Origin of the sequence: Streptomyces vinaceus (assembly GCF_008704935.1) — a bacterium.
GTDB lineage: Bacteria > Actinomycetota > Actinomycetes > Streptomycetales > Streptomycetaceae > Streptomyces > Streptomyces vinaceus.
Genome location: NZ_CP023692.1, coordinates 2145190 through 2166341, shown reverse-complemented (window position 1 = coordinate 2166341; position 21152 = coordinate 2145190). Strand labels below are relative to the sequence as shown.

Here is a 21152-nt window from a genome sequence, read left to right as displayed (position 1 = left end):
GGGGTTTCCGATCGAGTTGGGTTGGGACTGATGACGCCACGCCATCCAGGCGCGGCTTCAGGCGGCGACGCCGAGTTCGGTGCGGGTGCGGTGGATGAACTCGCGGACGGCCGGCTCGCGCCGCCAGGGGGCGAGGGCGGTGTTGAACTCGCGGACGTAGTCCTTGGCCCGGGAGGACTGGACGCGGGCGAGAATGTCCACGGACCGGTTGCCCAGGTCGAGGCCCAGGTCGAGGTCGCGGGCCTGGAGGTGGGCGGTTCCCACGATCGCGAGCCGCATCCCGACCGAGCGGGTGAACACCCCGGACGGCATCGCGGCGGCCCGCTGGTTCCAGGCGAGGGCCGCTTTGGGGTTCTTCAGGTCTCGGAAGACCTCGGCGGCGTCCGCCGACAGCCTCGCGTGGTGATAGAAGTCGATCCAGGCGGGTTCTGAGCCGCTGGCGGCGTCCGCCTGGCCCAGGAGGTCCTCGGAGGCCGCAAGGGCCCGTGAGGCGGCCCTGGCGTCCCTCTCGCGGGCATGGGCACGGGCCTCGATGAGCTTGGTGAACGCGAGAACCCGCGGGGCGGCCTGGCCCTTGGCCCGTTCGAAGGCTCCCTGGGCCATGTCGATGGCCTCGGAGCCGAAGCCCCGCAGCAGGGACTGCATGGCCATGGTGGTCAGGACATAGCAGCCCAGCTGGACGTCTCCGCCCGCCCGGGCCAGGCGGAGGGCCTGGATGAAGTGCCTCTGGGCGACATCGTGCTGGCCCACGTCGAAGGCCGTCCACCCGGCGAGGCGGGACAGCTCGGAGGTGACGGAGAACAGGTCCCGGCCGACGGCGTCGGTGAAGGAGCCCCGCAGCAGCGGGGCGGCCCTCTCCTGGAGGCAGACGGTGACGGAATTGGCCTTCCAGTTCCCGCCGCCGTATTTGGAGTCCCAGCGGCGGGCCTCGTCGGCCGCGTCCCGGAGTTCTTCCAGATCGGCCCGGCCGACCTGCTTCTTGCCGCCGGCGAGGTCGGCGGCCTCGTCGGCGGGGGTGACCAGCCAGCGGGTCACGGGGGTGCTGAACGCAGACACGGCGAAGCCGGATCCGGTTAAGAAGTCGCGGCGGTTCACGAAACTCCAGAACGACGTGGCCACTCGGACCGCATCAGCACGGTCCCGCGGGAAATCCAACCCCACATCCGCGTCCGGTGTCTCCGCATCGCCCATACCGATTTCACCAAGCGCCACCGGACGGCCCAGCCGTTCGGCGATCGCCTGCGCCAGGAACGTGGGCACCGGCCACTTGGGGATCATGCCCCGCTGGCACCAGTTCGCGATGGAGGTATGCGAGTAATCCGTCTCCAGCCCGGCCTGCTGGGCGAGCTGGTTGACCCGCAGGGCCAGAGACTTGTGGCTCGCACCGCAGGTCTCGATGAGCCGGTCCAGGTCCGCGTTCGGCGGACGCTTCCGACGGCTGGTCGACGCCACCCGATCCCCTTTTCCACCAGGTCAGCAACAGGGCTGCCGACGAGGAAACGCCACGAGCCAGGCCGCGTCGACTGGGCATTTCCAGCCGTACGCATTCCGGCAGGGCACGGGGAGGCTGTTCGCCTTCCCGCGTCTGGAGCCACCGAGGGTATTGCCCTGCGGACCCTGGGTGAACCTGCTTTGCGAGTTGTGAGCCCCCCTGCGAGCCCTCCCAGGCATGACGGCCCGGCAGGTGTGATGAGGGCACAGGCCGCCGCCGGGACGCCAGGAAGGGACTCCCGGCGGCGACCGCCGTCAGGCACCACGACTTCACGCTCGGGGGTGAACCAGATGTGCGGAATCGCAGGACTGGCCGGAGGCGACGCCATCCGGCACGAGAAGACCGTCGCCGCCATGGGCGACTCGCAGCACTACCGCGGCCCGGACGGCACCATGCACACCGCCGCCCGGGACGGGCGGGCGGTGCTGGCCATGAACACCCTCCTGATCGTCGACCCGCAGGCCATGCCCGGCCCCTACCTGGACCGGGATACCGGCATCCTGCTGGCCTTCAACGGGGAGATTTACAACTGGCGGCAGCAGGCCGCCGCCTGGGGCATCGAGGTGAGCGAGCGGGAGTCGGACGCCCACTTCCTGCTGCGGGCCTGGGCCAAGATCGGCCCGTCCTGCCTGGACGGCATGGACGGCATGTTCGCCATCTCCGTCTACGACCCGCGGACCGCGAAGCTGTTCCTGGCCCGCGACCGGCTCGGGGAGAAGCCGCTCTACTGGCGGCTGGACGGCGGCCGGCTCGCGTTCGCCTCCGAGGTCACCACCCTGACTGGCTACGGGCCGGCCCCGCTGGTCTTACGGCCCGAGGTCACCGCGATCGAGACCCCGACCGGGGTCGACACACCGTTTCAGGGGATCCAGCTGCTGGCCCCGGCCACCCTGCTGTCCTTCGACGTCACCACCGGCTCGATCGACCAGATGACCTGGTGGCACCTGGAGGACCGGGCCCCCTACGCCGGCACCTACGACGAGGCCCTGGCCAGGTTCTCCACGATCCTGGCCGAGCAGATCCCGCTCAGGGCCCCGGCCTGCGACTTCGCCCTCCTCCTCTCCGGCGGGCTGGACTCGGCGGTGCTGGCCTACCTGATGCGGCCCCCGGTCTGCGTCACCGTCCGCTACCCCGGGCAGGACCGCCTGGACGAGTCCTTCACCGCCGCCGTGATCGCGCGGGACATCAAGGCCGAGCTGGTGGTGGTCGAGCCCGACCACGTCGACTTCACCACCGCTCTGCCGCACATGATGCGGGCCCTGGACTACCCGATGGGGAACGCGTCCACCTTCTCCGAGCACATGGCCTACCGGAAGATCGCCGACCTCGGCCTGCGGGTCGCAATCGGCGGGCTTGGGCCGGACGAGTTCTTGATGGGCTACGTCCGCCAGGCCCTGGTCCTCTTCGGTCCCGACGCCGTCATGAGCGCCGGCCTGGACGCTTACCGGCCGCTGGCCGCCAAGCTCATGCACGCGGCCGGCGAGCCCCTGGACCCGGCGGAGGCGGTGACCCGGCTGATCCTGCGGGGCCCGGACCCCGACGGCCGTCTCCGCGACCTCGTCGCCGACGCGATGGCCCGCGCGGGCGGGGATCTCGCCCGCGGCCTGACGCTGGCGGACTTGGCGACGGCCTGGAGGCCGCTGGTGATGACCAGCGACAAACTCGCCTCCGCCTACGCGCTCGAACGCCGGTCCCCCTACCTCGCCCGCGACCTCGTCGAGTTCGCCTACCGGCTGCCCGTCGACTACAAGATCACCGATCCGGCCCAGGGCAAACGGATCCTGCGGGACGCCGCGAAGTCACTCGGCCTGCCCCGCGAGGTCTGGGCCAGCCGCGACAAGCTCGGCTTCGCCTCCCCGGTCCCCTCCTGGCTCAACGGCAACCTCGCGGCCTGGGCCGATACCCAGATCCGCATGGCTCTCACCGACGCCCCGCACGCTTTCCGCCGCCTCCTCGAGGGGGGTTTGAAGCCCGGCGGCCGGTTCGACCGCACCCGGATGCAGGCCCTCATGGCAGCCGCATGGTTTTCGGACCAGACGGTGAGGGCTGCCGCGTGATCCCTAACGCCGTTACTACGGTGAGGGAATGCACTCCGAGAACACCGCCATCGAGGAGCCGGCCGCCGCCCGCGGAGCCGTCGCGATCATCACCAACCGTCGCGGCGAACTCCTCCTCCACCTCCGCGATGACCTTCCCGAGATCGCCTGGCCCGCGCACTGGTCCGTCATGGGCGGCGGCTGCGACCCCGGAGAGTCCCCTGCCGACGCGATCATCCGCGAACTCGACGAAGAAGCGGGCCTGATCCCGGAGAACCTGACCGAGCTGTTCGAGGTCACCGACCACCGCGGCTCCGGGCAGATCATCACCTTCTTCTCCGGCTTCTGGGACGGCGACGAGACGGATCTCCTTCTCGCAGAGGGCGTCAAGCTCCAGTTCTTCGCCCCCGACTACCTCGACATCCTCACGATCCCGCCGTTCATCCGGGACGGGATCTACCGCTATCTGGCCGCCAGGCCCTCCTGATCACCCCGCCCTTTCCGGGCGGGGCAAGGGTGGGGCCGCCAGCGGCGGCCCCACCCGAAGGGACACCCCGAGCATGAAGATGACCGTCATCGGATGCGGCTACCTCGGAGCCACCCACGCCGCCTGCATGGCCGAGCTCGGCCACGAGGTCCTGGGCATGGACTCCGACATCGACAAGGTCCACACCCTCAACTCCGGCCGGGCCCCGTTCTTTGAACGCGACCTCGACGGCCTCCTCGCCAAACACACCGCGACCGGCCGGCTCCGCTTCACCGCCTCCTACGCCGATGCGGCCGAATTCGCCGACCTGCACTTCATCGGCGTCGGCACCCCGCCGCAGGCCGGCAGCAACGCCTACGACCTCACCCACCTCTTCGACGCCGTCCGCCGCCTCGCCCCCGGCCTGAAGGCCCCGGCCGTCGTTGCGGTCAAGTCCACCGTCCCCGTCGGCACCGCACCCCGCGTCGCCGAACTCCTGCGTGAGTACGCCCCCGCCGGGGACCTCGTCGAGGTCGCCTGGAACCCCGAGTTCCTTCGCGAGTCCTTCGCGGTCGACGACACCCTCCGCCCCGACCGGCTCGTCCTCGGCTTCAACACCACGCATTCCTGGGCCGAGGCCCTGCTGCGGCAGGCTTTCGAGAAGATCATCGAGTCGGGGACGCCGACGATCGTCACGGACTGGGCGACCGCCGAGCTTGCCAAGGGCGCCGCGAACTCCTTCCTCGGCACGAAGATCTCGTTCATCAACGCGATGGCCGAGGTCTGCGAAGCCTCCGGCGCCAACGTCGCCGAGCTCGCCGACATCCTCGGCCACGACCACCGCATCGGCCGCCACGGCATGCGGCCCGGCCTCGGCTTCGGCGGCGGCTGCCTGCCCAAGGACCTTGCCGGGTTCGTGACCCGCGCTGACGAACTCGACGCCGGCCTGGCTGTCGGCATCCTCCGCGAAGCCGCCGCCGTCAACGCCCGCCGCCGCCAGCGCGTCATCGACCTCGCCCACGAGGAACTCGGCACGGACCTGCGCGGGAAGCGGATCACCGTCTGGGGCGCCGCCTTCAAGCCTGAGACCGACGACATCCGCGACTCGCCCGCCCTCGCTGTCGCCCAGGCCCTCCACGACCTCGGCGCCACCGTCACCGTCACCGACCCCAAGGCCCTCGACAACGCCCGCAAGCTCCACCCCGAACTCGACTACGTCGAAGACCCCATCGCCGCCGTCGACGACGCGGACCTCCTCCTCCACCTAACCGAGTGGCACCACTTCACGACCATCGACCCCAAGCGGCTCGTCACCCGGGCTGCCAGCCCCAAGGTCATCGACGCCCGCGGCACCCTTAACACCGACCAGTGGCGCGAAGCCGGCTGGATGACCCGCGCCCTCGGCCGCCCCTGAGCCCCTCACCACCACGGGGCCGTGACCGGGCATTCGCGCTGGTCACGGCCCAGTGTTCGTCATTCGCCGCAGGCCGACAGGGGCGGAAGGGGCTGAATTCCAGACAAAGCCGAGAAACCGGCGCGGCAAGGACCAAGAAGGTGCCTGCCTACGGCCATCTCAGGCAACTCGCAGACAAGACGTCCCCTACCGACTGGCCGGGTGCCCCAAGCCCTCGGCCACCCCTGAACCTGACCATGCCCTGGTCAGCCTCCTCTGGCCCGTTGCTAACGCATGGACGCGGGGAAGAAGCCCGCTCTGCCGCCGCTTGCCGTTCCAGTGAAGTGGTAGGTGACGGCTTCGGAGAGCACCTTGGTGGGAGGGTCGCCGTTTTCCATGATGATGGCCTGGCCGGGGAAGGACAGCATGTCCTTATAGAACCGGTCCACGACGGTGGAGGTCAGCTCCACATCGTCGATGTCGTCGGGTTCCGGGTCGCGGAAGGTGACCACAGGTGAGTCCAAGACGACGAAGCCGAGATGGTGCAAGTCCCGGTCCATGCAGAAGCGAGCCAGCGCGGTGGTGAACGCCGAGTGCAGGACCGAGCGCATCCCCTTGCCGCGTTCTATCCGCTTGCGGCCGCCCGCACGGATCTCGGCGTAGTACTGGTCGTATTCGGCGTGGTCAGCCGCCGGTACCTGCCAGGCGTTGAGAGTCTGCTGGAGGATGGAGTCGAAGGCTCCCACCGTCGCGGTCGGGATGTGCTGGGTCGGGCGTGTAGTGACAACGGCCCCCTCACCGACCAGGCGGGATTTCTTGTCGTCGAGCTCCGCGATGCGAGTCTGCAGCTCCAGTTCCCGCTCGACGACGGAGCGCTCCTCGACCAGCTCTTCGACATTGGAGCGCAGCGCGGCGATACCGCCTTCCAGGTCGGCGATGATCTGGTCCCACACGCCGATGTCGGACTGCGCCTCCACCCGGCGGCTGATCAGAGCTGTCTGCTCGCCGTCAAGGTCGGCGATGGTGGGCAGTAGGTCGGCAAGCAGCGCGGTCGTCTTAGCTGCCTCTGCCTGGACGGCGATGTGAAGCTGGGTGGTTTCCTCCACCCGGTGGTTGGCCTGCTGGTGCTCGCGTTCGGCGCCGCAGAACGGGCAAGTGCCGACCTTGAAGTAGCCGAGGATGCTGCCGGCTTCGTTGACCATGGCCAGCCGTTCCAGGTCCGAGCGGTACTGGGCCTCCAACAGCTTGAAGCGGCCCAGCAGGTCACTGACCTCGGTCAGCCGCTCATCTAGGGCAGCCAGTTCCCGGGCGGTTTCCATGCGGGAGTCGACCGCTTCGCGGTGGGATTCGTTGACCTGGCGCAGTGGTGCGGACTGCTCGTCCAGCGCGGTGCGGATCCGGATGAGCCGGTCGCGGAGCTGGCGCTCGTTCTCCTGCGTAACGAGCTTGGCCGACAGGTCGAGGACAAGCTGATCCAACAGTTGTACCTGCCCCTTGTGGACACGGCGTTGCCCGGCATTGAGGCCGGTGTCCACGGCTGGGTCGCCTTCTCCGGTGACCAGGAATCGCATGACGGACAGCTCCGCGGTCCGCGTGCTGGCGGTCCCGGTACGCAGCACCGGCGGGACGTCACCGATCATGCGCTTCTCGGTGACTAGCGACAGGTGCAGCAAATCGGACAGCGCGAGGGGGCGGGTGCCGCCAGCTTCATTCTTGCGGATCAGGACCTCGTCCAAGCCGAGCGCGCGCAGAAGATGGATGGAGAGGCTGTTGCGGCTGCGAGCGTTGTGAACCGCTGTCACCGACGCATCCGGCGTGGCCATCACAAGATCACGCAGATCCGAGCGGTAGAGGAAAATGCTGTTGCTGTCAGGGGCTCGCAGTAGCGTCAGCGGGCTGCCATCCGGCATGAGCAGACCCAAAAGGATCTGTGTGTAGCCGTCGCCTTCCGGGACCATCGCCAGGTCGGCGCCGCCCAGCATGTATTCGATCGATTTCACGATGAACGACTTGCCGGTGTCGGAGGTGCCATAGATGACGGTCAGCTCCGGGCCGAAGACGATCTGCGCCGGGGGGAGGTTGGGTCCGCAGTAGGTGAGATGGGTCAGCTGCAGTTCACTCACGGCGGCCCTCGAATGTCGCGGATGCGGACAGGGAGCCACTGATGAGTTCCGCAGTGGCCTGTCTTACGTCGGTGTCGGGAGCCCAGTGGTGCACGACCCACTCGGCGCGCTCGCGCAGCCGCCCCACGTAGGGGGCCTCAAGGATGTCGACGAAAGCGGGCCCGCGTTCGGTGGCTCGGTAGACCAGTCCCGTCTCGTCGGCCTCGACGCCGGCGAGCCCGGCACGAATGAGGACCAGCAGCGCTTGTTCCAGAACGGTGCGTTTCATGCCCAGCTCACCAGAGTGCCCGGGCAAGGAAGGGTGCAGGGAGGGAGGGCCGTCGAGGTCGCCGCTGTGGAGGACGGCGTGGTCAAGGAGGGCCAGCTGTGCCAGGTCGAGGGGCTCGGGGTGGATCTCTGCCAGGAGCACCAGGGCTCGCACGCTGATCTCCAGCGGGCTATTGAGCGGGTTCATGCGGCTCCTCCTTCCTCACACCAGTGCAGTCGGCCTTCGTTCGCCAGGTGATGGCATACCCCCTTGCGGTCCAGGGGCCTCACGTACCGGGCTAGAACTGTCTCCGTCAGCGCCATGACTCCGGCGGCCTCCAGGACCGCCTGCAGGCGGTCCCAGCCAAGTTCGAAGCGCTTGTCGCCCACCTCTACCGCAATCGTGTGGACGTCGTCCATGACCGCATTGAAGTGTCCGTCGGGGTAAGCGTCCCGAGCGAAGCGGCGCAACGACTCGGCGCTGTAGAACGCCTCGCGCTGCCGACGCATGTGATCACCGGCCGTGGGGTGCTGCGCAATCAGTTCCAGGGTTGCGACGTCACCCTTCCACCGCTCGGCATAGACCCGCACCAGCTGCTGAACGTAGCGGGCCTCCTCGGGACCGTGCTCGTCCGGAGGCAGCATGACGGCTGGGCGCTCGCGCTGTACGTCTGGGAACCGCGTGACCCATTGCGGGGTGGTCTTGTGCTGCTCAAGCATCTGATCCATGTCGACTGGCACGAACATCGCAAAGTCCGTCTGCTCGGCCAGCTGGGCCACTGCCTGCTGCTGATCGGCCGTCAGCCGGGTGATGATCTCATCATTCGTGTCGGTCAGTTCCGTAAGGAATTTCGTACGAGTCTGAGTCGGCTTCGCTAGCGCATCACGCAGACCGCGGGCGAACGCCGGCGCGACGAAGACGTACTGGGTGGGAAGGACGAAGTGCCCAAGCACCACACCGACGAACATCTTGCGGATCTCACCTGCGGCAGTACTCCAGTTCAAGGCGTTCTTGTAGCGCTTGCACTGGTAGTTGTCCCACGGCCCCTCCAGACCCTGCGTGCTGCGGAACGCGGCAACGTCGATGCCGTGGTCTCCGCTGCCGCCCTGGCGCTCCACCCGCACATACGCGGATTGAAGAGCCGGGACCCACTCCTTGACGAACTCCTCGAACTCGTCCGGGTCGTACCCGAAGACAAGCGCCTTGGGGCTCGGCATGTACGGAAACTGCATCCCCGGACCCTTGAGCACCAGCGGCGGTTCGGCAGGACCGCTTCGTGGCGCCAGGGTTTGATCCGACACGTTCCCCCCTCGTGCAGCCCGGTCGGTCGCCGTTGCAGCGGCTGCGACTAGGGATATCACTGATCGATCGCTCACAAAAGAGCCACCTTCGAGATACCGACGGTGACGATGCCGCGCCCCAGCGCACAGGTATAACCACCCGCCGTCGAGGACGCGGATCTGCTACCGCACCTCACCGAGTGGCACCAATACTCCACAATCGACCCCAAGCGGCTCGTCTCTCGCACCAACAGCCCCAAGGTCATCGACGCCCGCGACACCCTCAACACCGACCAGTGGAGCGAAGCCGACTGGATCACCCGCACCCTCGGCAGCCTCTGACCAACACCCCCATGCGGAAGGGACCGACCCCCAACGGGCCGGCCCCTTCCGCATGCCCCAGGTGTCCAGAGGCTTGCTCGTGCCAGTTCGGCAGCTATGCGCGTCCCTTCCGCTGCATGCTCGTCACGAACTTCCCCGCGGTTTCCGTCGAGGGTGGCACAGCGGGCACCGCATACCAGTTCCACCACGACGGGTGCGCTGGTCGGGAGTGGCTTCCCAGGCACCCGGGCAGCTCTGATGGCTGCACTGCCAGCGGCAGGGCTTCGCGGAACTTGGCCGCAGATCGCTCGCGGTCCACCCGGGATGGTCGATGACCTCGATCAGCTCTGCTGCGATCTCTGGGAACTCGTCATGAAGGGACTTGCCCGGCTTCGGGCGCGTTCTGCCTGCGGTGGATCGCCTGCGGGCACACTCACGGCAACCCCTTCCCTGGCTGGTGCGCTGGCTGGGTTGGCATCGATACTCGGAGCCACACTCGGGTTCCCGGCACCTCCACAAGCACACCTTGTTCGAGTTGGGCAGAAGATCGTTAGGGGTCCACCTCGGGTGGTCGATGACCTCAATCAGTTCGGCGGCCAGAGTCGGGTTCACTTCCGCGAGGGACTCGCCGGGGCCGGGTCGGCTGTTAGCCGCCCCGGTTCTTTTCCAGCCGCACTTCCGGCAACCACGGCCGGCAAGGGCTCGAACGTGGAGTGGCACTTCCCACTTGTTGCCGCAGCCAGGCGCCAGACACCGCCAGGCACACAGGTCGTTGCATCCTGGCGGCATCTGGTCGAGTCCCCTACCGGGATTGGTCCGGTTCTCAACAAACTCCCGCTCCAGGTGAGGAGCTGCATCGAGCGCTGAGACCTTCGGCTTTGCGAGGTCTTCCTGCCAGAGGCGGCCCGCCTCGGACAGAGCTTCGATGACTTCAACGGGGTCGAGGTCCTTCCAGGGGTGGCCCCGCCTGCGCACGACATATCCCACGGCCTCAGCCCAGTCCGCGGGATCTACCCCCGGGCCGGCCTCGTAGTGCGCGATCCGAGAGATCGGCAGCGACGGAAGTCCCCTCTCTCGGATCCTCTCCAGACGGCGGCCGGCAGACAGCGTGGCTTGTGTCTTGGCGGTGTCGCGGGCCAGGCTGTCCTGCCCACTATGGGTCCACGCCGGATCCAGGTCGATCAGCAGATCTAGTTCCTTCAGGAAGAGATCGAAGGCGTCTTCACTGCGGCCGGGCAGACGGAGGCGGTGATCCACCTCAACGCCGATGCCGGAGGCCGCCTGGACGAGCATGGCCACCTTGTACTCGAAGAGTGAGCGGCCGTGACCACTACAACGACGACACCCCCGCCCATTGGTCCTATTGGACACGGTTGCTTCCCATTTGTGACCCTGGCGGCATTCCCATTCACAGAGATCGTGGCTCTGAGTGCGCAGAGTCTCAGGGCCGCGATCCGGGCGCGTCAGGTTTCTGCGGAACTGCTTCGCGAGGTCTGGGTTCAGTTCGGTCAGCGACTCGCCAGGACCGGGAGCCCGGTTCCGCCTGCGCGAACACGCTGGACAGCCCGTTGGCCGTCTGCGTCGGCTACGGAACACCAACCGAGTGGTCCACTCGTGGCCGCACCCTTCATTCGAGCACCGCCATCGGCATTGATCATGATCTGACCAGTTCATATCCGCCAGTCGAACCCCCGGGTTTGACCGGTTGGCGACGAACTCGCGCTCGAGCCTGGTCCGGACCTCGGCCGGATCAGGGTCCCCACCCTCAGTAGTCACACTGCCAGAGCGTGCCAGACACCACTGACAACGGGAGGCCGGCAGCATTCGGCCCGAGTCTTCGACCCGCCCCTGAGCCCCTCCCCAACCCGTGGCCTGCGGACGGCCGTCCCCAGGCCATGCGGCCATACCCAGAGCGTTTGACGAGGCGGGTCCGCCAGGACGGCGCCAGGGCATCGACCGTCTTGCGGGTTGGGGAAATAGCGTGCTCGCCGAGGTGCTGAGCGGATACCTTCGGGGGCCTCGCCGGGAAGGGCGTGCTTCTGTTGCCGTCACTGATGATCCCGGGGAGGGCTGCCTCAACCCACGAATGGAGATTCCGTGAGCGCTGACGCCCCGCAGAACCTGCCCGCACCCACCGAGCGGAGGGATCTGGTGAGCGCCGCACGCGCTGATCTGGTGGCGTTCGAAGAGTTCATGCTGGCGGTTCTCGAGGAGTGGGGTCTGCCGACTGACAACATCATCGTCAGCGCCGGGGACCGCCACGTCCTGATCAAGAACACCCCGGACATCCTCGGAGAGCTCGACGCCAAGCAACTGGCCCGATCCCCCTATATATCCAAGATGATCCTCGCCGGAGCTGCCGGCCTGTTCGACGCCGCCCTGAGCTACCTCTGGGACGAGACGATCACCCAGTTGCGGGACAGGGTGGCGGACTTTGACGTGGCCTACTTCTTCGACCTCGCCGAGGCCGACCCAGCCCGTCGGGAGGCACTTCAGACTCGCGATGACCTCTCGAAGATCAACGATGCCGCGCTGTTGGATGCCGCGAAGAAGATCCAGCTCATCAGCGATGTGGCTCACCAGCAGCTGAGCCACATCAACTACATGCGGAACCACGCGAGTGCCGCACACCCGAACGTGGAGAGGTTGACCGGCCTGAAACTCGCGGACTGGCTGCAGACCTGCATCCGCGAGGTCATGCAGCTCAAGACCCGGCCTGTCGTCGCGGAGATCGGAAGGCTTCTCCACAACGTCAAGGCGGCGGCGCTCGCCGAGGCCGAGCTGAAGAACGCGGCTACCTTCTTCAGTGGGCTCCCGCAGGACCAGGCCAACAACCTGGCCAACGGGTTCTTCGGCATCTACACCCCGCCCACCGCGGACCCACATGTCCTGGACAACGTCCGTCTGCTCTGGCCCGAGCTCTGGCCCTTCGTCAGTGAGGACACCCGTCGCGAGCTTGGGGTTAAGCTCGCGCGCTTCCGAGCCAACGCGGACAAGGCCCGGGCCGACCGGGCCAAGGAGCTTCTGGAGCTGGTCGACGGCGGAGCTGCCTACCTTCCCGAGTCCGATCGGCTCGTGGAGATCCAGGAGGCGCTGGACGACCTCATGCGGGCGCACCGAGCGCCGGGCGTGAATTTTTACGAGGAGCCGCCGGTCGCGCGGCGCCTCCGCGATGTCGTCGGCCGCCACGGCGAGGTTCCCGAGCTCCTGACGGCTCCCTACGTCGCCACGCTCGTGGACGTCTTCCTGACGAATGGCTACGGCACCGCCTGGAATGCCGAGCCGTACTACATCGAGCTCATCAAGCGGTTCGATGGACCGCAGGCCGCATACGCGCTCCGGTCCTTCGCCTTCACGTCGATCATCCCGAAGCTCGGAGTCACGCTGTCCCAGGCGAAGTGGGTCGAGCTTGTGGAGCTCGTGGCGCCCAAGCTCACTGAGCGGGAGGACCGCGTTCTGCTTGAGCACGTCCGGGCTTTCACTGGAACCCCCGACAAGCTCCGCAAGGACACGAGGATCGCAGCGCAGCTCGAGAAGTGGAACGAGGCCAGGTAGCTCTGATCTACCCAGGGGGCAGCCCAGGGCTGCCCTTCGGCTCAACACCCGGCATCGAAGCCGAGCTCCTTGAAGGGTCCCCCTTCGAGAGGCCGCCGACGAGGCCAAGGGCGCCCGCATCGTTCCCCTGCCCCGTCGCTAGTCGGCGCTGACCTTGGTGCCGCCGCGGCGACGGTAGATCACCAGGGGTCCTCAGCTGGGTGAGTCGCCTCTCTCTGAGGAAGGGCCATGGCCGACGCAACGTCGTCCCGACCCCCAGAGGCCCCTGGACGCCCTATCTCTAGTTAGCTAGAGTTTGAGGTATGAGTTATCCCTTCAGGGTGACCGACGCGACGCTGGACGTGCTCGAAGCCCTTTTGTCAGGCGATGAACAGCTCTACGGACTGAAGATCGCAAGACTGACGGGCCGCCCCAGCGGCAGCGTGGTCCCCATCCTTATGCGGCTCGAAGGTTGCGGCTGGATTCTGAGCGAGTGGGAGCAGGACTCGGACGCCCGAGGGCCGCGGCGGCGCTTCTACCGAGTCAATCCCGACCACATGGGCCAGGCACGGACTCTTCTGGCGGAGCGGCGAGGGCGGCGGACCGGGAGCCCTCTCATCTCCGGCATCCTCCGTCCGGGAATGGAGGGGGGACGATGAGTTCGCAGGTGATCGCCGTCGTGACGGCGGTAGTGCTTCCGCTGCTGCTGACAGAACTCGGCGACTGGTGCCCCTGGCTCGCCAAGCGCTTGGTGCAATGGACCGCTCGGCGTCTCGGGGATGCGGCAGTTGCCGAGCGCTATTCAGAGGAATGGCTTGCCGAACTGGAAGAAGTGCCCGGAAAGCTGTCGCGGCTGATCGTCGCCACCGGCAAGTTCCTGGCACTGCCCAAGAGCCGCTGGGTGCTGCGAGCTCAGCGGCGCGCTGCCGACGGCCAGCTGAGCTTTGGTGATCTGTTGCCTACGGGCCGACCCAGCTATTGGGACCGCCTGGAAGCCAGCGGGACGATGGTCGGTCGGGTGGGGCAATCCGAAGTTTGCTACAGGCTGACGGATGCCGTCCTCGATGCGGATGCACGCAGCAGGAACCGTCTGCACATGCTCGTTGGTCCCGCCGGCTGCGGGAAGACGGTTGCCCTCCAGTGGATCGACGCAGCACTGCGTCAGCAGGGGAAGGAAGTGCACTACCTTCACGCTGCCTGGTCTCCGACTGCCTTCCAGCTCGATAGGCGCTCGCGCAAACGGCTTGTCAAGGCCTCTGCAGAGGTCGGACTCCTCATGGTCGATGAAGCGGACGTGGCTACGATCCACGCGCTTGAGAGCCTGCGTCTTCGATGCCCAGTGCTGATCGTCGGCAGGACTCATCCGACCCGACAGCCGGTGAACGCGGGAGTGGTGATGGACCTGTCACCCCTACCAGGAGGCATCCTGGGCGGGCTTCACTAACCATCCCGGCAGGTCATGGTCAGTCCAGACCGACACCTCCTGCCTCAGCGACGACCCACCATATTTCCGACGAAGGCCATGAGGCCGATCCATATGACGACGCAGGCGAGCGGGACCCAGCCGGCCACCCGGCCGGGCCAAGCAGCAGCCCGCTCCTCGTCGCTCAACCCCACCCAGACAGTGCCCATCTCGGTGATCTTCAGAGTGGTCGCTCCGGCAGCGGCGCAGAGTATTCCGATCAAGAGGAGCCCTACTCCGCCTCCGGCGACGCCAATCACGAAGAAGATCGTTCCAAGCACGGACGCTGCAAGCCCCTCGTTCCGAATCCTCTTCTTCGGGTTCTCCGGCTCGAAATACAAGCGTCCATCTGGCCCTGGTGTCGTCGTCACAGCGAATCCTCGACGCCAGCCGCAATCGCATGAACCGTGCTTCGGCATCATTCGCCCGCAGTGTTCGGCCTTGCAAGGAACCTTTGTCTGTGATCGCGCCTCCGCCTGAGCATTCGGGTCGGACATCGCGCACCTCCCTCAACCAGGAGAGAGTCCTCTCTTCCAGTCCACCCCTGGTCAGGCTGGGGTGCATGTTGGAGCCTGGCGATGGGACGGGGCAACACGCTGCAACTTGACACGGAACCGCAATGGCCGACCCAGCTGGACGACCTCGGCGACGCCCGGCCCATCGGACTCTGGCTGCGGGGCCGGCCGGACCTGCGGACCTGGGCGCTGCGCTCCGTCGCCGTGGTCGGCGCGCGCGCCTGCACCCCGTACGGGGCCCACATGGCCCAGACCCTCGCCGCCGGACTCGCCGAACGGGGCTGGGTGGTGGTCTCGGGGGCGGCCTACGGGGTCGACGGCGCCGCCCACCGCGGGGCCCTCGCCTCCGGCGGCGCCACCGCCGCCGTGCTCGCCTGCGGCGTGGACATCGCCTACCCGCGCGGCCACACCGAGTTGCTCGGCCGGATCGCCGGGCAGGGCATCGTCCTGGGAGAGCTGCCACCCGGCAGCCACCCGACCCCGAGCCGGTTCGTGCTGCGCAACCGCGTCATCGCCGCACTCACCCGGGGCACCGTCGTGGTCGAAGCGGCCCACCGCAGCGGCTCCCTCGTCACGGCCCGACGGGCCCAGCGGCTCGGGAGGTTCACCATGGGCGTCCCCGGACCGGCCACCAGCGGACTCTCGGGCGGCGTGCACGAACTGCTGCGCGGCGAAGCCGTCCTCGTCACCGACGCCGCGGAAGTCGTCGAGCTCGTCGGCGGCATGGGCGAACTGGCCCCCGAGCGGCGCGGGCCGGTGTTCGCCCGGGACCTGCTGGACCGCGACACCCTGCGCGTGCTCGAAGCCCTCCCCGCCGGCCGCCCCGCCCACGCCGACGACGTGGCCCTCGCCGCGGGCACCGGCACCGATGAAGTCATCGGCAGACTGTACGAACTTCACTCTCTGGGGTTCGTCGAACGGCAGGGCGAGGGCTGGCAGTTGACCACACAATCACCTGAAGGAGGCACACAAACCGGCGGCGCCCGGCGAGGCGGTCATTGACCTGGGGTGTTCCGGTGAAAGAGTGAAGCCGATGAGAGACGAGGTCTCCCCGGTGGCAGCCGCCGGGACCGAGCGCCAGGCGCCGGTCCCGGGTCGTCCGCGCGAGTCAGGACGCCCCGGCGCCCCTGCGCGATCCCGTACTCTTCGCGCACCGCGACACTTCCGTCACGCTACGCTCCCAAGGAATCCCGCTCCGGCAAAGGCGAAGCATGCCCCAGCACACCTCAGGGTCTGACCGCGCTGCGGTGCCCCCCGCTGCCCGCGGCAGCGTGCGGACCACCGCGCCCTCGTCCCTCGACGTGCTGTGGCGCTCGTACAAGGAGAGCGGCGACGAGCGGCTGCGGGAGCAGCTGATCCTGCACTACTCGCCCCTGGTCAAGTACGTCGCCGGCCGGGTCAGTGTGGGCCTGCCGCCCAATGTGGAACAGGCCGACTTCGTCTCCTCCGGGGTCTTCGGGCTGATCGACGCCATCGAGAAGTTCGACATCGACCGGTCCATCAAGTTCGAGACGTACGCGATCACCCGCATCCGGGGCGCGATGATCGACGAGCTGCGCGCCCTGGACTGGATCCCGCGCTCCGTCCGGCAGAAGGCGAGGGCCGTGGAGCGGGCCTACGCCACCCTCGAAGCCCAGCTGCGCCGCACCCCGAGCGAGCACGAGGTGGCCCGGGAGATGGGCATCGCCGTGGAGGAACTCCACGCCGTCTTCAGTCAGTTGTCGCTGGCCAACGTGGTCGCCCTGGAGGAGCTGCTGCACGTCGGGGGCGAGGGCGGCGACCGCCTCTCGCTGATGGACACCCTGGAGGACACCGCGGCCGACAACCCGGTCGAGGTGGCCGAGGACCGCGAGCTGCGCAGACTCCTGGCCAGGGCGATCAACACCCTGCCGGAGCGGGAGAAGACCGTGGTCACCCTCTACTACTACGAGGGCCTCACGCTGGCCGAGATCGGCAACGTGCTCGGCGTCACCGAGAGCCGGGTCAGCCAGATCCACACCAAGTCGGTCCTCCAACTGCGGGCCAAGCTGGCGGATGTCGGACGATGAGCTTGCGGCACCTCCGTAGAGTGGACCTGTGCCCAGGATTCGAGCGGCCTCCGTGGCCGAGCACCGGTCGATGCAGCGCGGCGCCCTGCTGGACGCCGCACGCTCCCTGCTGTCCGAAGGCGGGACGGAAGCGCTGACCTTCCCCGCCCTGGCGGAGCGCACCGGCCTCGCCCGGTCCTCCGTGTACGAATACTTCCGCTCCCGCGCGGCCGTGGTCGAAGAGCTGTGCGCCGTGGACTTCCCGGTGTGGGCCGCCGAGATCGAGGCGGCCATGGAGCGGGCCGAGTCGCCGGAGGCCAAGGTCGAGGCATACGTGCGCAGCCAGCTGGGACTCGTCGGGGACCGGCGCCACCGGGCGGTGGTCGCGATCTCGGCCAGCGAGCTGGACGCGGGCGCGCGGGAGAAGATCCGCGCCGCTCACGGGGGACTCGTGGCAATGATCGTGGAGGCGCTCGGCGCCCTCGGGCACGAGCAGCCCCGGCTCGCCGCGATGCTGCTCCAGGGTGTCGTCGACGCGGCGGTGCGGCGCATCGAGCTGGGCGCCGCCGAAGACCCCGGCGCGGTGACGGAAGCGGCCGTGGCCATGGCCCTCCGGGGCGTGAGGGGCTGAGACCGGGGGGGCTTCCCCCCCGCCCCCCACCCCGCCCCCCCGCCCCCGCCCCGCCCCCTCCCCCCGAACGCGCCTCAGTCGTCCGCCGGGGTCAGTGGCAGGAGCCTTGGTGTCGGGTGGGGGAGCAGGGTCAGCGGGTTCAGGTACGTCGTGCCTGACAGGAGGCCCCAGTGGAGGCAGGGTGCCGTGCAGTGCGTGCCTTCGGTGAGGACGGCCACCACCTGGCCCGTCGTGACCTCCTCGCCCTCGGCGACCAGCGGCCGGACCGGTTCGTAGGTGGTGCGCAGGCCGCCCGGGAGGGTCAGGGACAGGACCCCGCGGCCGGCCACCTGTCCCGCGTGGTGCACTCGGCCCGGGCCCACCGCCCTCAGCTCGGCGCCCACCGGGGCGGCCAGGTCCACCCCGCGGTGCCCTGCCGCGTACGGGGTCGGGGGTGGGTCCCACCAGCGCGTCACCACCAGGGGCGGCGGCAGCGGGCGGGCCCCCGGGGCGAGTGCCTGGGCGAGGGTCAGGAGCAGGGTGAGCAGCAGTGTCGTCATGCCGTCCAGGTTGCCGTCCGGTCGCGCTGCGTGAGCGGGCCTGTGGACAACCGGCCGGGTGTGGACAACGGCGTCACCTGGCATACCGCCCGGTCCCGTACACTTCTTACGGCGATCCGGGTCACCGGGTCGACTTCGCACGCCCCAGCACCAGCCGCTCAGGCCAGGTGGAAGCGTCTCTCGGTCCCCTTCGACGGGGGCAGGGCGCGGTGGGGCGTCAGGAACCAAACCGAGAAACCAAGGAGATGGCCATGGCCGTCGTAACGATGCGGGAGCTGCTGGAAAGCGGCGTCCACTTCGGTCACCAGACCCGTCGCTGGAACCCGAAGATGAAGCGCTTCATCTTCACCGAGCGCAACGGCATCTACATCATCGACCTGCTCCAGTCGCTGTCGTACATCGACCGCGCCTACGAGTTCGTCAAGGAGACCGTCGCCCACGGCGGCTCCATCATGTTCGTCGGTACCAAGAAGCAGGCCCAGGAGGCCATCGCCGAGCAGGCGACGCGCGTTGGTATGCCGTACGTCAACCAGCGGTGGCTGGGTGGCATGCTCACCAACTTCTCCACCGTCTACAAGCGCCTCCAGCGTCTGAAGGAGCTTGAGGCGATCGACTTCGAGGACGTCGCCGCCTCGGGTCTCACCAAGAAGGAGCTCCTGGTCCTCTCCCGCGAGAAGACCAAGCTGGAGAAGACCCTCGGTGGTATCCGCGAGATGTCGAAGGTTCCCAGCGCCGTCTGGATCGTCGACACCAAGAAGGAGCACATCGCCGTCGGTGAGGCGCGCAAGCTCCACATCCCGGTCGTCGCGATCCTCGACACCAACTGCGACCCCGACGAGGTCGACTACAAGATCCCGGGCAACGACGACGCGATCCGCTCCGTCACCCTGCTCACCCGCGTGATCGCCGACGCCGTCGCCGAGGGCCTCATCGCCCGCTCCGGCGCTGCGACCGGTGACTCGAAGCCGGGCGAGAAGGCCGCCGCCGAGCCGCTCGCCGAGTGGGAGCGCGACCTGCTCGAGGGCGAGAAGAAGGCCGACGACGCCGAGGCCGCCCCGGCCGAGGCCGCTGTCGAGGCCCCCGCGGCCGAGGCCGTCGTCGAGGCTCCGGCCGCCGACGCCGAGCAGGCCTGACCCTCTGAGAGAGCCCGGCGTTCATCCGCCGGGCACTCGCAGCACGGACGATGACGGCGGGGGAGCCGCGCCACGAGCGCGTCTCCTCCGCCGTTCACCCGTAGATCTACGACTTCGAGAGAGAATCACAGACTCATGGCGAACTACACCGCCGCTGACGTCAAGAAGCTCCGCGAGCTCACCGGCGCCGGCATGCTGGACTGCAAGAACGCGCTGGTCGACTCCGACGGTGACGTCGACAAGGCCGTCGAGGCGCTCCGTATCAAGGGTCAGAAGGGCGTCGCCAAGCGCGAGGGCCGTTCCGCCGAGAACGGTGCCGTCGTGTCCCTCATCGCCGACGACAACACCTCCGGTGTCATCGTCGAGCTGAAGTGCGAGACGGACTTCGTCGCGAAGGGCGAGAAGTTCCTCGCCGTCGCCAACGAGCTGGCCGCGCACGTCGCCGCCACCTCCCCGGCCGACATCGAGACGCTCCTCGCGTCCGAGATCGCCCCCGGCAAGACCGTCACGGCCTTCGTGGACGAGGCGAACGCCAACCTCGGCGAGAAGATCGTCCTGGACCGCTTCGCGCAGTTCACCGGCGGTTACGTCACGGCGTACATGCACCGCACCATGCCCGACCTGCCGTTCCAGATCGGTGTCCTGGTCGAGCTGGACAAGCCCAACGCCGAGGTCGCCCGCGGCGTCGCGCAGCACATCGCCGCGTTCGCGCCGAAGTGGCTGTCCGCCGAGGACGTCCCGGCCGAGGTCGTCGAGTCCGAGCGCCGCGTCGCCGAAGAGGTCACCCGCGCGGAGGGCAAGCCCGAGGCCGCCCTGCCGAAGATCGTCGAGGGTCGTGTCAACGGCTTCTTCCGCGACAACACGCTGCTCGGCCAGGCGTACGCCCTGGACGCCAAGAAGTCCGTCCAGAAGGTTCTGGACGAGGCCGGTGTCACCCTGGTGCGTTTCTCGCGCATCAAGGTCGGCATCTGAGTCCGTCCTTACAACGACGGACACCGGACCCCGGTAGGGTCTGAAGCAGTCGTCCGCGTGCGCGCGGAACGACCGCAGATCTGACGAGGAGGCCATTGCCGTAGAGGGAACCGCGAGGACCCACCGGCAATGGCCTTCTTCGTATGTGCACGAGGAGATCTCCATGAATCAGGGCGTGGACCCCCACACCGCTTCCGACGACAAGAGCGACCACGACAAGAAGGGCCGCCGCTTCATGCTGAAGCTGTCGGGCGAAGCCTTCTCCGGTGGTGGAGGACTGGGCGTCGACCCCGACGTCGTCCATGCCATCGCGCGCGAAATCGCCGCGGTGGTCCGTGACGGCGCGGAGATCGCCGTCGTGATCGGCGGCGGGAACTTCTTCCGCGGCGCCGAACTCCAGCAGCGCGGCATGGACCGTGCGCGGTCCGACTACATGGGCATGCTCGGCACCGTCATGAACTGCCTCGCCCTCCAGGACTTCCTGGAGAAGGAAGGCATCGACTCCCGTGTGCAGACCGCCATCACCATGGGTCAGGTCGCGGAGCCGTACATCCCGCTGCGCGCCGTACGGCACCTGGAGAAGGGACGCGTCGTGATCTTCGGCGCCGGCATGGGCATGCCGTACTTCTCCACCGACACCACGGCCGCCCAGCGGGCCCTGGAGATCGACGCCGAGGCCCTGCTCATGGGCAAGAACGGCGTCGACGGGGTCTACGACTCCGACCCGAAGAAGAACCCCGACGCGGTGAAGTTCGACGCGCTGGAGTACAGCGAGGTGCTGTCCCGCGACCTCAAGGTCGCCGACGCCACCGCCATCACTCTGTGCCGCGACAACAAGCTGCCGATCCTGGTCTTCGAGCTGCTCGCCGAGGGCAATATCGCCCGCGCCGTCAAGGGTGAGAAGATCGGCACGCTCGTGAGCGACCAGGGCACCCGGGCCTGAGCGTCTCGACGCCGGGCCCGGCCCCGCTCGGCCGAGCC

Annotated in this window: 18 protein-coding genes and 1 pseudogene; 12 read left to right on the top strand and 7 right to left on the bottom strand. The window is 68.1% G+C overall.

The genetic code is table 11. The features are described from left to right. Positions 1 to 57 precede the first annotated feature (57 nt). Complete coding sequence (locus CP980_RS09345) at positions 58 to 1452, bottom strand: NsdA family TPR-like regulatory protein (RefSeq protein WP_150527965.1); 1395 nt, start codon at positions 1450 to 1452, stop codon at positions 58 to 60. Between the two features lie 330 nt (positions 1453 to 1782). Between CP980_RS09345 and CP980_RS09340 the strand changes: the two genes are divergently transcribed. The 3 genes from CP980_RS09340 to CP980_RS09330 all read left to right on the top strand — a co-directional run bounded on the left by CP980_RS09340 (position 1783) and on the right by CP980_RS09330 (position 5408). After that, on the top strand, positions 1783 to 3549 hold the full coding sequence (locus CP980_RS09340) for an asparagine synthetase B family protein (RefSeq protein ID WP_167535814.1): 1767 nt from the start codon (positions 1783 to 1785) through the stop codon (positions 3547 to 3549). Between the two features lie 28 nt (positions 3550 to 3577). Next, entirely contained in the window at positions 3578 to 4015 is a 438-nt protein-coding gene (locus tag CP980_RS09335; RefSeq protein ID WP_150527963.1) for an NUDIX domain-containing protein, read from the top strand. 73 nt (positions 4016 to 4088) lie between these two features. Continuing rightward, on the top strand, positions 4089 to 5408 hold the full coding sequence (locus tag CP980_RS09330; RefSeq protein WP_150527962.1) for a UDP-glucose dehydrogenase family protein: 1320 nt from the start codon (positions 4089 to 4091) through the stop codon (positions 5406 to 5408). A gap of 266 nt (positions 5409 to 5674) precedes the next feature. Here the strand turns inward: CP980_RS09330 and CP980_RS09325 are convergent, their stop codons facing one another. From CP980_RS09325 to CP980_RS36705, 4 genes are all read right to left on the bottom strand, one after another. Continuing rightward, positions 5675 to 7510 carry a hypothetical protein gene (locus tag CP980_RS09325; RefSeq protein ID WP_150527961.1) on the bottom strand — a complete coding sequence of 612 codons (1836 nt, stop codon included), beginning with the start codon at positions 7508 to 7510 and terminating at the stop codon, positions 5675 to 5677. Next, positions 7503 to 7964, bottom strand: a complete 462-nt coding sequence (locus tag CP980_RS09320) for an ABC-three component system middle component 2 (protein WP_030298377.1) — start codon at positions 7962 to 7964, stop codon at positions 7503 to 7505. Before CP980_RS09320 ends, CP980_RS09325 begins: the two co-directional genes overlap by 8 nt. Beyond that, positions 7961 to 9058 (bottom strand): ABC-three component system protein, encoded by a 1098-nt coding sequence (locus tag CP980_RS09315; RefSeq protein ID WP_229907430.1) that lies wholly within the window; start codon positions 9056 to 9058, stop codon positions 7961 to 7963. The genes CP980_RS09320 and CP980_RS09315 overlap by 4 nt, the downstream gene beginning before the upstream one ends. 444 nt (positions 9059 to 9502) lie before the next feature. Continuing rightward, on the bottom strand, positions 9503 to 11182 hold the full coding sequence (locus CP980_RS36705; protein WP_373313009.1) for a zinc-ribbon domain-containing protein: 1680 nt from the start codon (positions 11180 to 11182) through the stop codon (positions 9503 to 9505). Between the two features lie 273 nt (positions 11183 to 11455). Here CP980_RS36705 and CP980_RS09300 point away from each other — a divergent pair, with 273 nt between their 5' ends. The 3 genes from CP980_RS09300 to CP980_RS09290 all read left to right on the top strand — a co-directional run bounded on the left by CP980_RS09300 (position 11456) and on the right by CP980_RS09290 (position 14336). Further along, positions 11456 to 12913 carry a hypothetical protein gene (locus tag CP980_RS09300; RefSeq protein ID WP_229907429.1) on the top strand — a complete coding sequence of 486 codons (1458 nt, stop codon included), beginning with the start codon at positions 11456 to 11458 and terminating at the stop codon, positions 12911 to 12913. A 302-nt stretch (positions 12914 to 13215) separates the two neighbouring features. Further along, positions 13216 to 13551, top strand: coding sequence for a PadR family transcriptional regulator (locus tag CP980_RS36700; RefSeq protein ID WP_150527959.1), 336 nt, complete (start codon positions 13216 to 13218; stop codon positions 13549 to 13551). Further along, complete coding sequence (locus CP980_RS09290; RefSeq protein WP_150527958.1) at positions 13548 to 14336, top strand: AAA family ATPase; 789 nt, start codon at positions 13548 to 13550, stop codon at positions 14334 to 14336. Before CP980_RS36700 ends, CP980_RS09290 begins: the two co-directional genes overlap by 4 nt. 44 nt (positions 14337 to 14380) lie before the next feature. Here the strand turns inward: CP980_RS09290 and CP980_RS09285 are convergent, their stop codons facing one another. Then, complete coding sequence (locus tag CP980_RS09285) at positions 14381 to 14725, bottom strand: hypothetical protein (RefSeq protein ID WP_150527957.1); 345 nt, start codon at positions 14723 to 14725, stop codon at positions 14381 to 14383. A gap of 198 nt (positions 14726 to 14923) precedes the next feature. Between CP980_RS09285 and dprA the strand changes: the two are divergent. From dprA to CP980_RS09270, 3 genes and pseudogenes are all read left to right on the top strand, one after another. Continuing rightward, a pseudogene (dprA, locus tag CP980_RS09280) lies at positions 14924 to 15871 on the top strand (DNA-processing protein DprA); the annotation flags it as partial. 209 nt (positions 15872 to 16080) lie between these two features. After that, on the top strand, positions 16081 to 16917 hold the full coding sequence (whiG, locus tag CP980_RS09275; protein ID WP_132757078.1) for an RNA polymerase sigma factor WhiG: 837 nt from the start codon (positions 16081 to 16083) through the stop codon (positions 16915 to 16917). Between the two features lie 52 nt (positions 16918 to 16969). Next, the gene (locus CP980_RS09270; RefSeq protein WP_150530180.1) at positions 16970 to 17527 is read left to right on the top strand and encodes a TetR/AcrR family transcriptional regulator; all 558 of its coding nucleotides are present in this window, start codon (positions 16970 to 16972) and stop codon (positions 17525 to 17527) included. Positions 17528 to 17601: 74 nt separating this feature from the next. Here CP980_RS09270 and CP980_RS09265 read toward each other — a convergent pair whose 3' ends face one another. Then, positions 17602 to 18066 carry a M23 family metallopeptidase gene (locus CP980_RS09265; protein ID WP_150527955.1) on the bottom strand — a complete coding sequence of 155 codons (465 nt, stop codon included), beginning with the start codon at positions 18064 to 18066 and terminating at the stop codon, positions 17602 to 17604. Positions 18067 to 18317: 251 nt separating this feature from the next. Between CP980_RS09265 and rpsB the strand changes: the two genes are divergently transcribed. The 3 genes from rpsB (at position 18318) to pyrH (ending at position 21114) form a co-directional block, all read left to right on the top strand. Then, positions 18318 to 19199, top strand: a complete 882-nt coding sequence (rpsB, locus tag CP980_RS09260) for a 30S ribosomal protein S2 (protein WP_030162517.1) — start codon at positions 18318 to 18320, stop codon at positions 19197 to 19199. Between the two features lie 135 nt (positions 19200 to 19334). Beyond that, the gene (gene tsf / locus CP980_RS09255) at positions 19335 to 20171 is read left to right on the top strand and encodes a translation elongation factor Ts (RefSeq protein WP_132757082.1); all 837 of its coding nucleotides are present in this window, start codon (positions 19335 to 19337) and stop codon (positions 20169 to 20171) included. A gap of 163 nt (positions 20172 to 20334) precedes the next feature. Further along, positions 20335 to 21114: a UMP kinase gene (gene pyrH / locus CP980_RS09250; protein ID WP_030162523.1), complete on the top strand. Its 780-nt coding sequence runs from the start codon at positions 20335 to 20337 to the stop codon at positions 21112 to 21114. Positions 21115 to 21152 lie beyond the last annotated feature (38 nt).

What these genes read in the sequence shown, in the direction of transcription:
- CP980_RS09290 (WP_150527958.1), top strand. Translation starts at nt 13,548, where the DNA reads ATGAGTTCGCAGGTGATCGCCGTCGTGACGGCGGTAGTGCTTCCGCTG.
- CP980_RS09265 (WP_150527955.1), bottom strand. Translation starts at nt 18,066, where the DNA reads ATGACGACACTGCTGCTCACCCTGCTCCTGACCCTCGCCCAGGCACTC.
- rpsB (WP_030162517.1), top strand. Translation starts at nt 18,318, where the DNA reads ATGGCCGTCGTAACGATGCGGGAGCTGCTGGAAAGCGGCGTCCACTTC.
- tsf (WP_132757082.1), top strand. Translation starts at nt 19,335, where the DNA reads ATGGCGAACTACACCGCCGCTGACGTCAAGAAGCTCCGCGAGCTCACC.
- CP980_RS36705 (WP_373313009.1), bottom strand. Translation starts at nt 11,182, where the DNA reads ATGCTGCCGGCCTCCCGTTGTCAGTGGTGTCTGGCACGCTCTGGCAGT.
- whiG (WP_132757078.1), top strand. Translation starts at nt 16,081, where the DNA reads ATGCCCCAGCACACCTCAGGGTCTGACCGCGCTGCGGTGCCCCCCGCT.
- CP980_RS36700 (WP_150527959.1), top strand. Translation starts at nt 13,216, where the DNA reads ATGAGTTATCCCTTCAGGGTGACCGACGCGACGCTGGACGTGCTCGAA.
- CP980_RS09330 (WP_150527962.1), top strand. Translation starts at nt 4,089, where the DNA reads ATGAAGATGACCGTCATCGGATGCGGCTACCTCGGAGCCACCCACGCC.
- CP980_RS09320 (WP_030298377.1), bottom strand. Translation starts at nt 7,964, where the DNA reads ATGAACCCGCTCAATAGCCCGCTGGAGATCAGCGTGCGAGCCCTGGTG.
- CP980_RS09340 (WP_167535814.1), top strand. Translation starts at nt 1,783, where the DNA reads ATGTGCGGAATCGCAGGACTGGCCGGAGGCGACGCCATCCGGCACGAG.
- pyrH (WP_030162523.1), top strand. Translation starts at nt 20,335, where the DNA reads ATGAATCAGGGCGTGGACCCCCACACCGCTTCCGACGACAAGAGCGAC.
- CP980_RS09335 (WP_150527963.1), top strand. Translation starts at nt 3,578, where the DNA reads ATGCACTCCGAGAACACCGCCATCGAGGAGCCGGCCGCCGCCCGCGGA.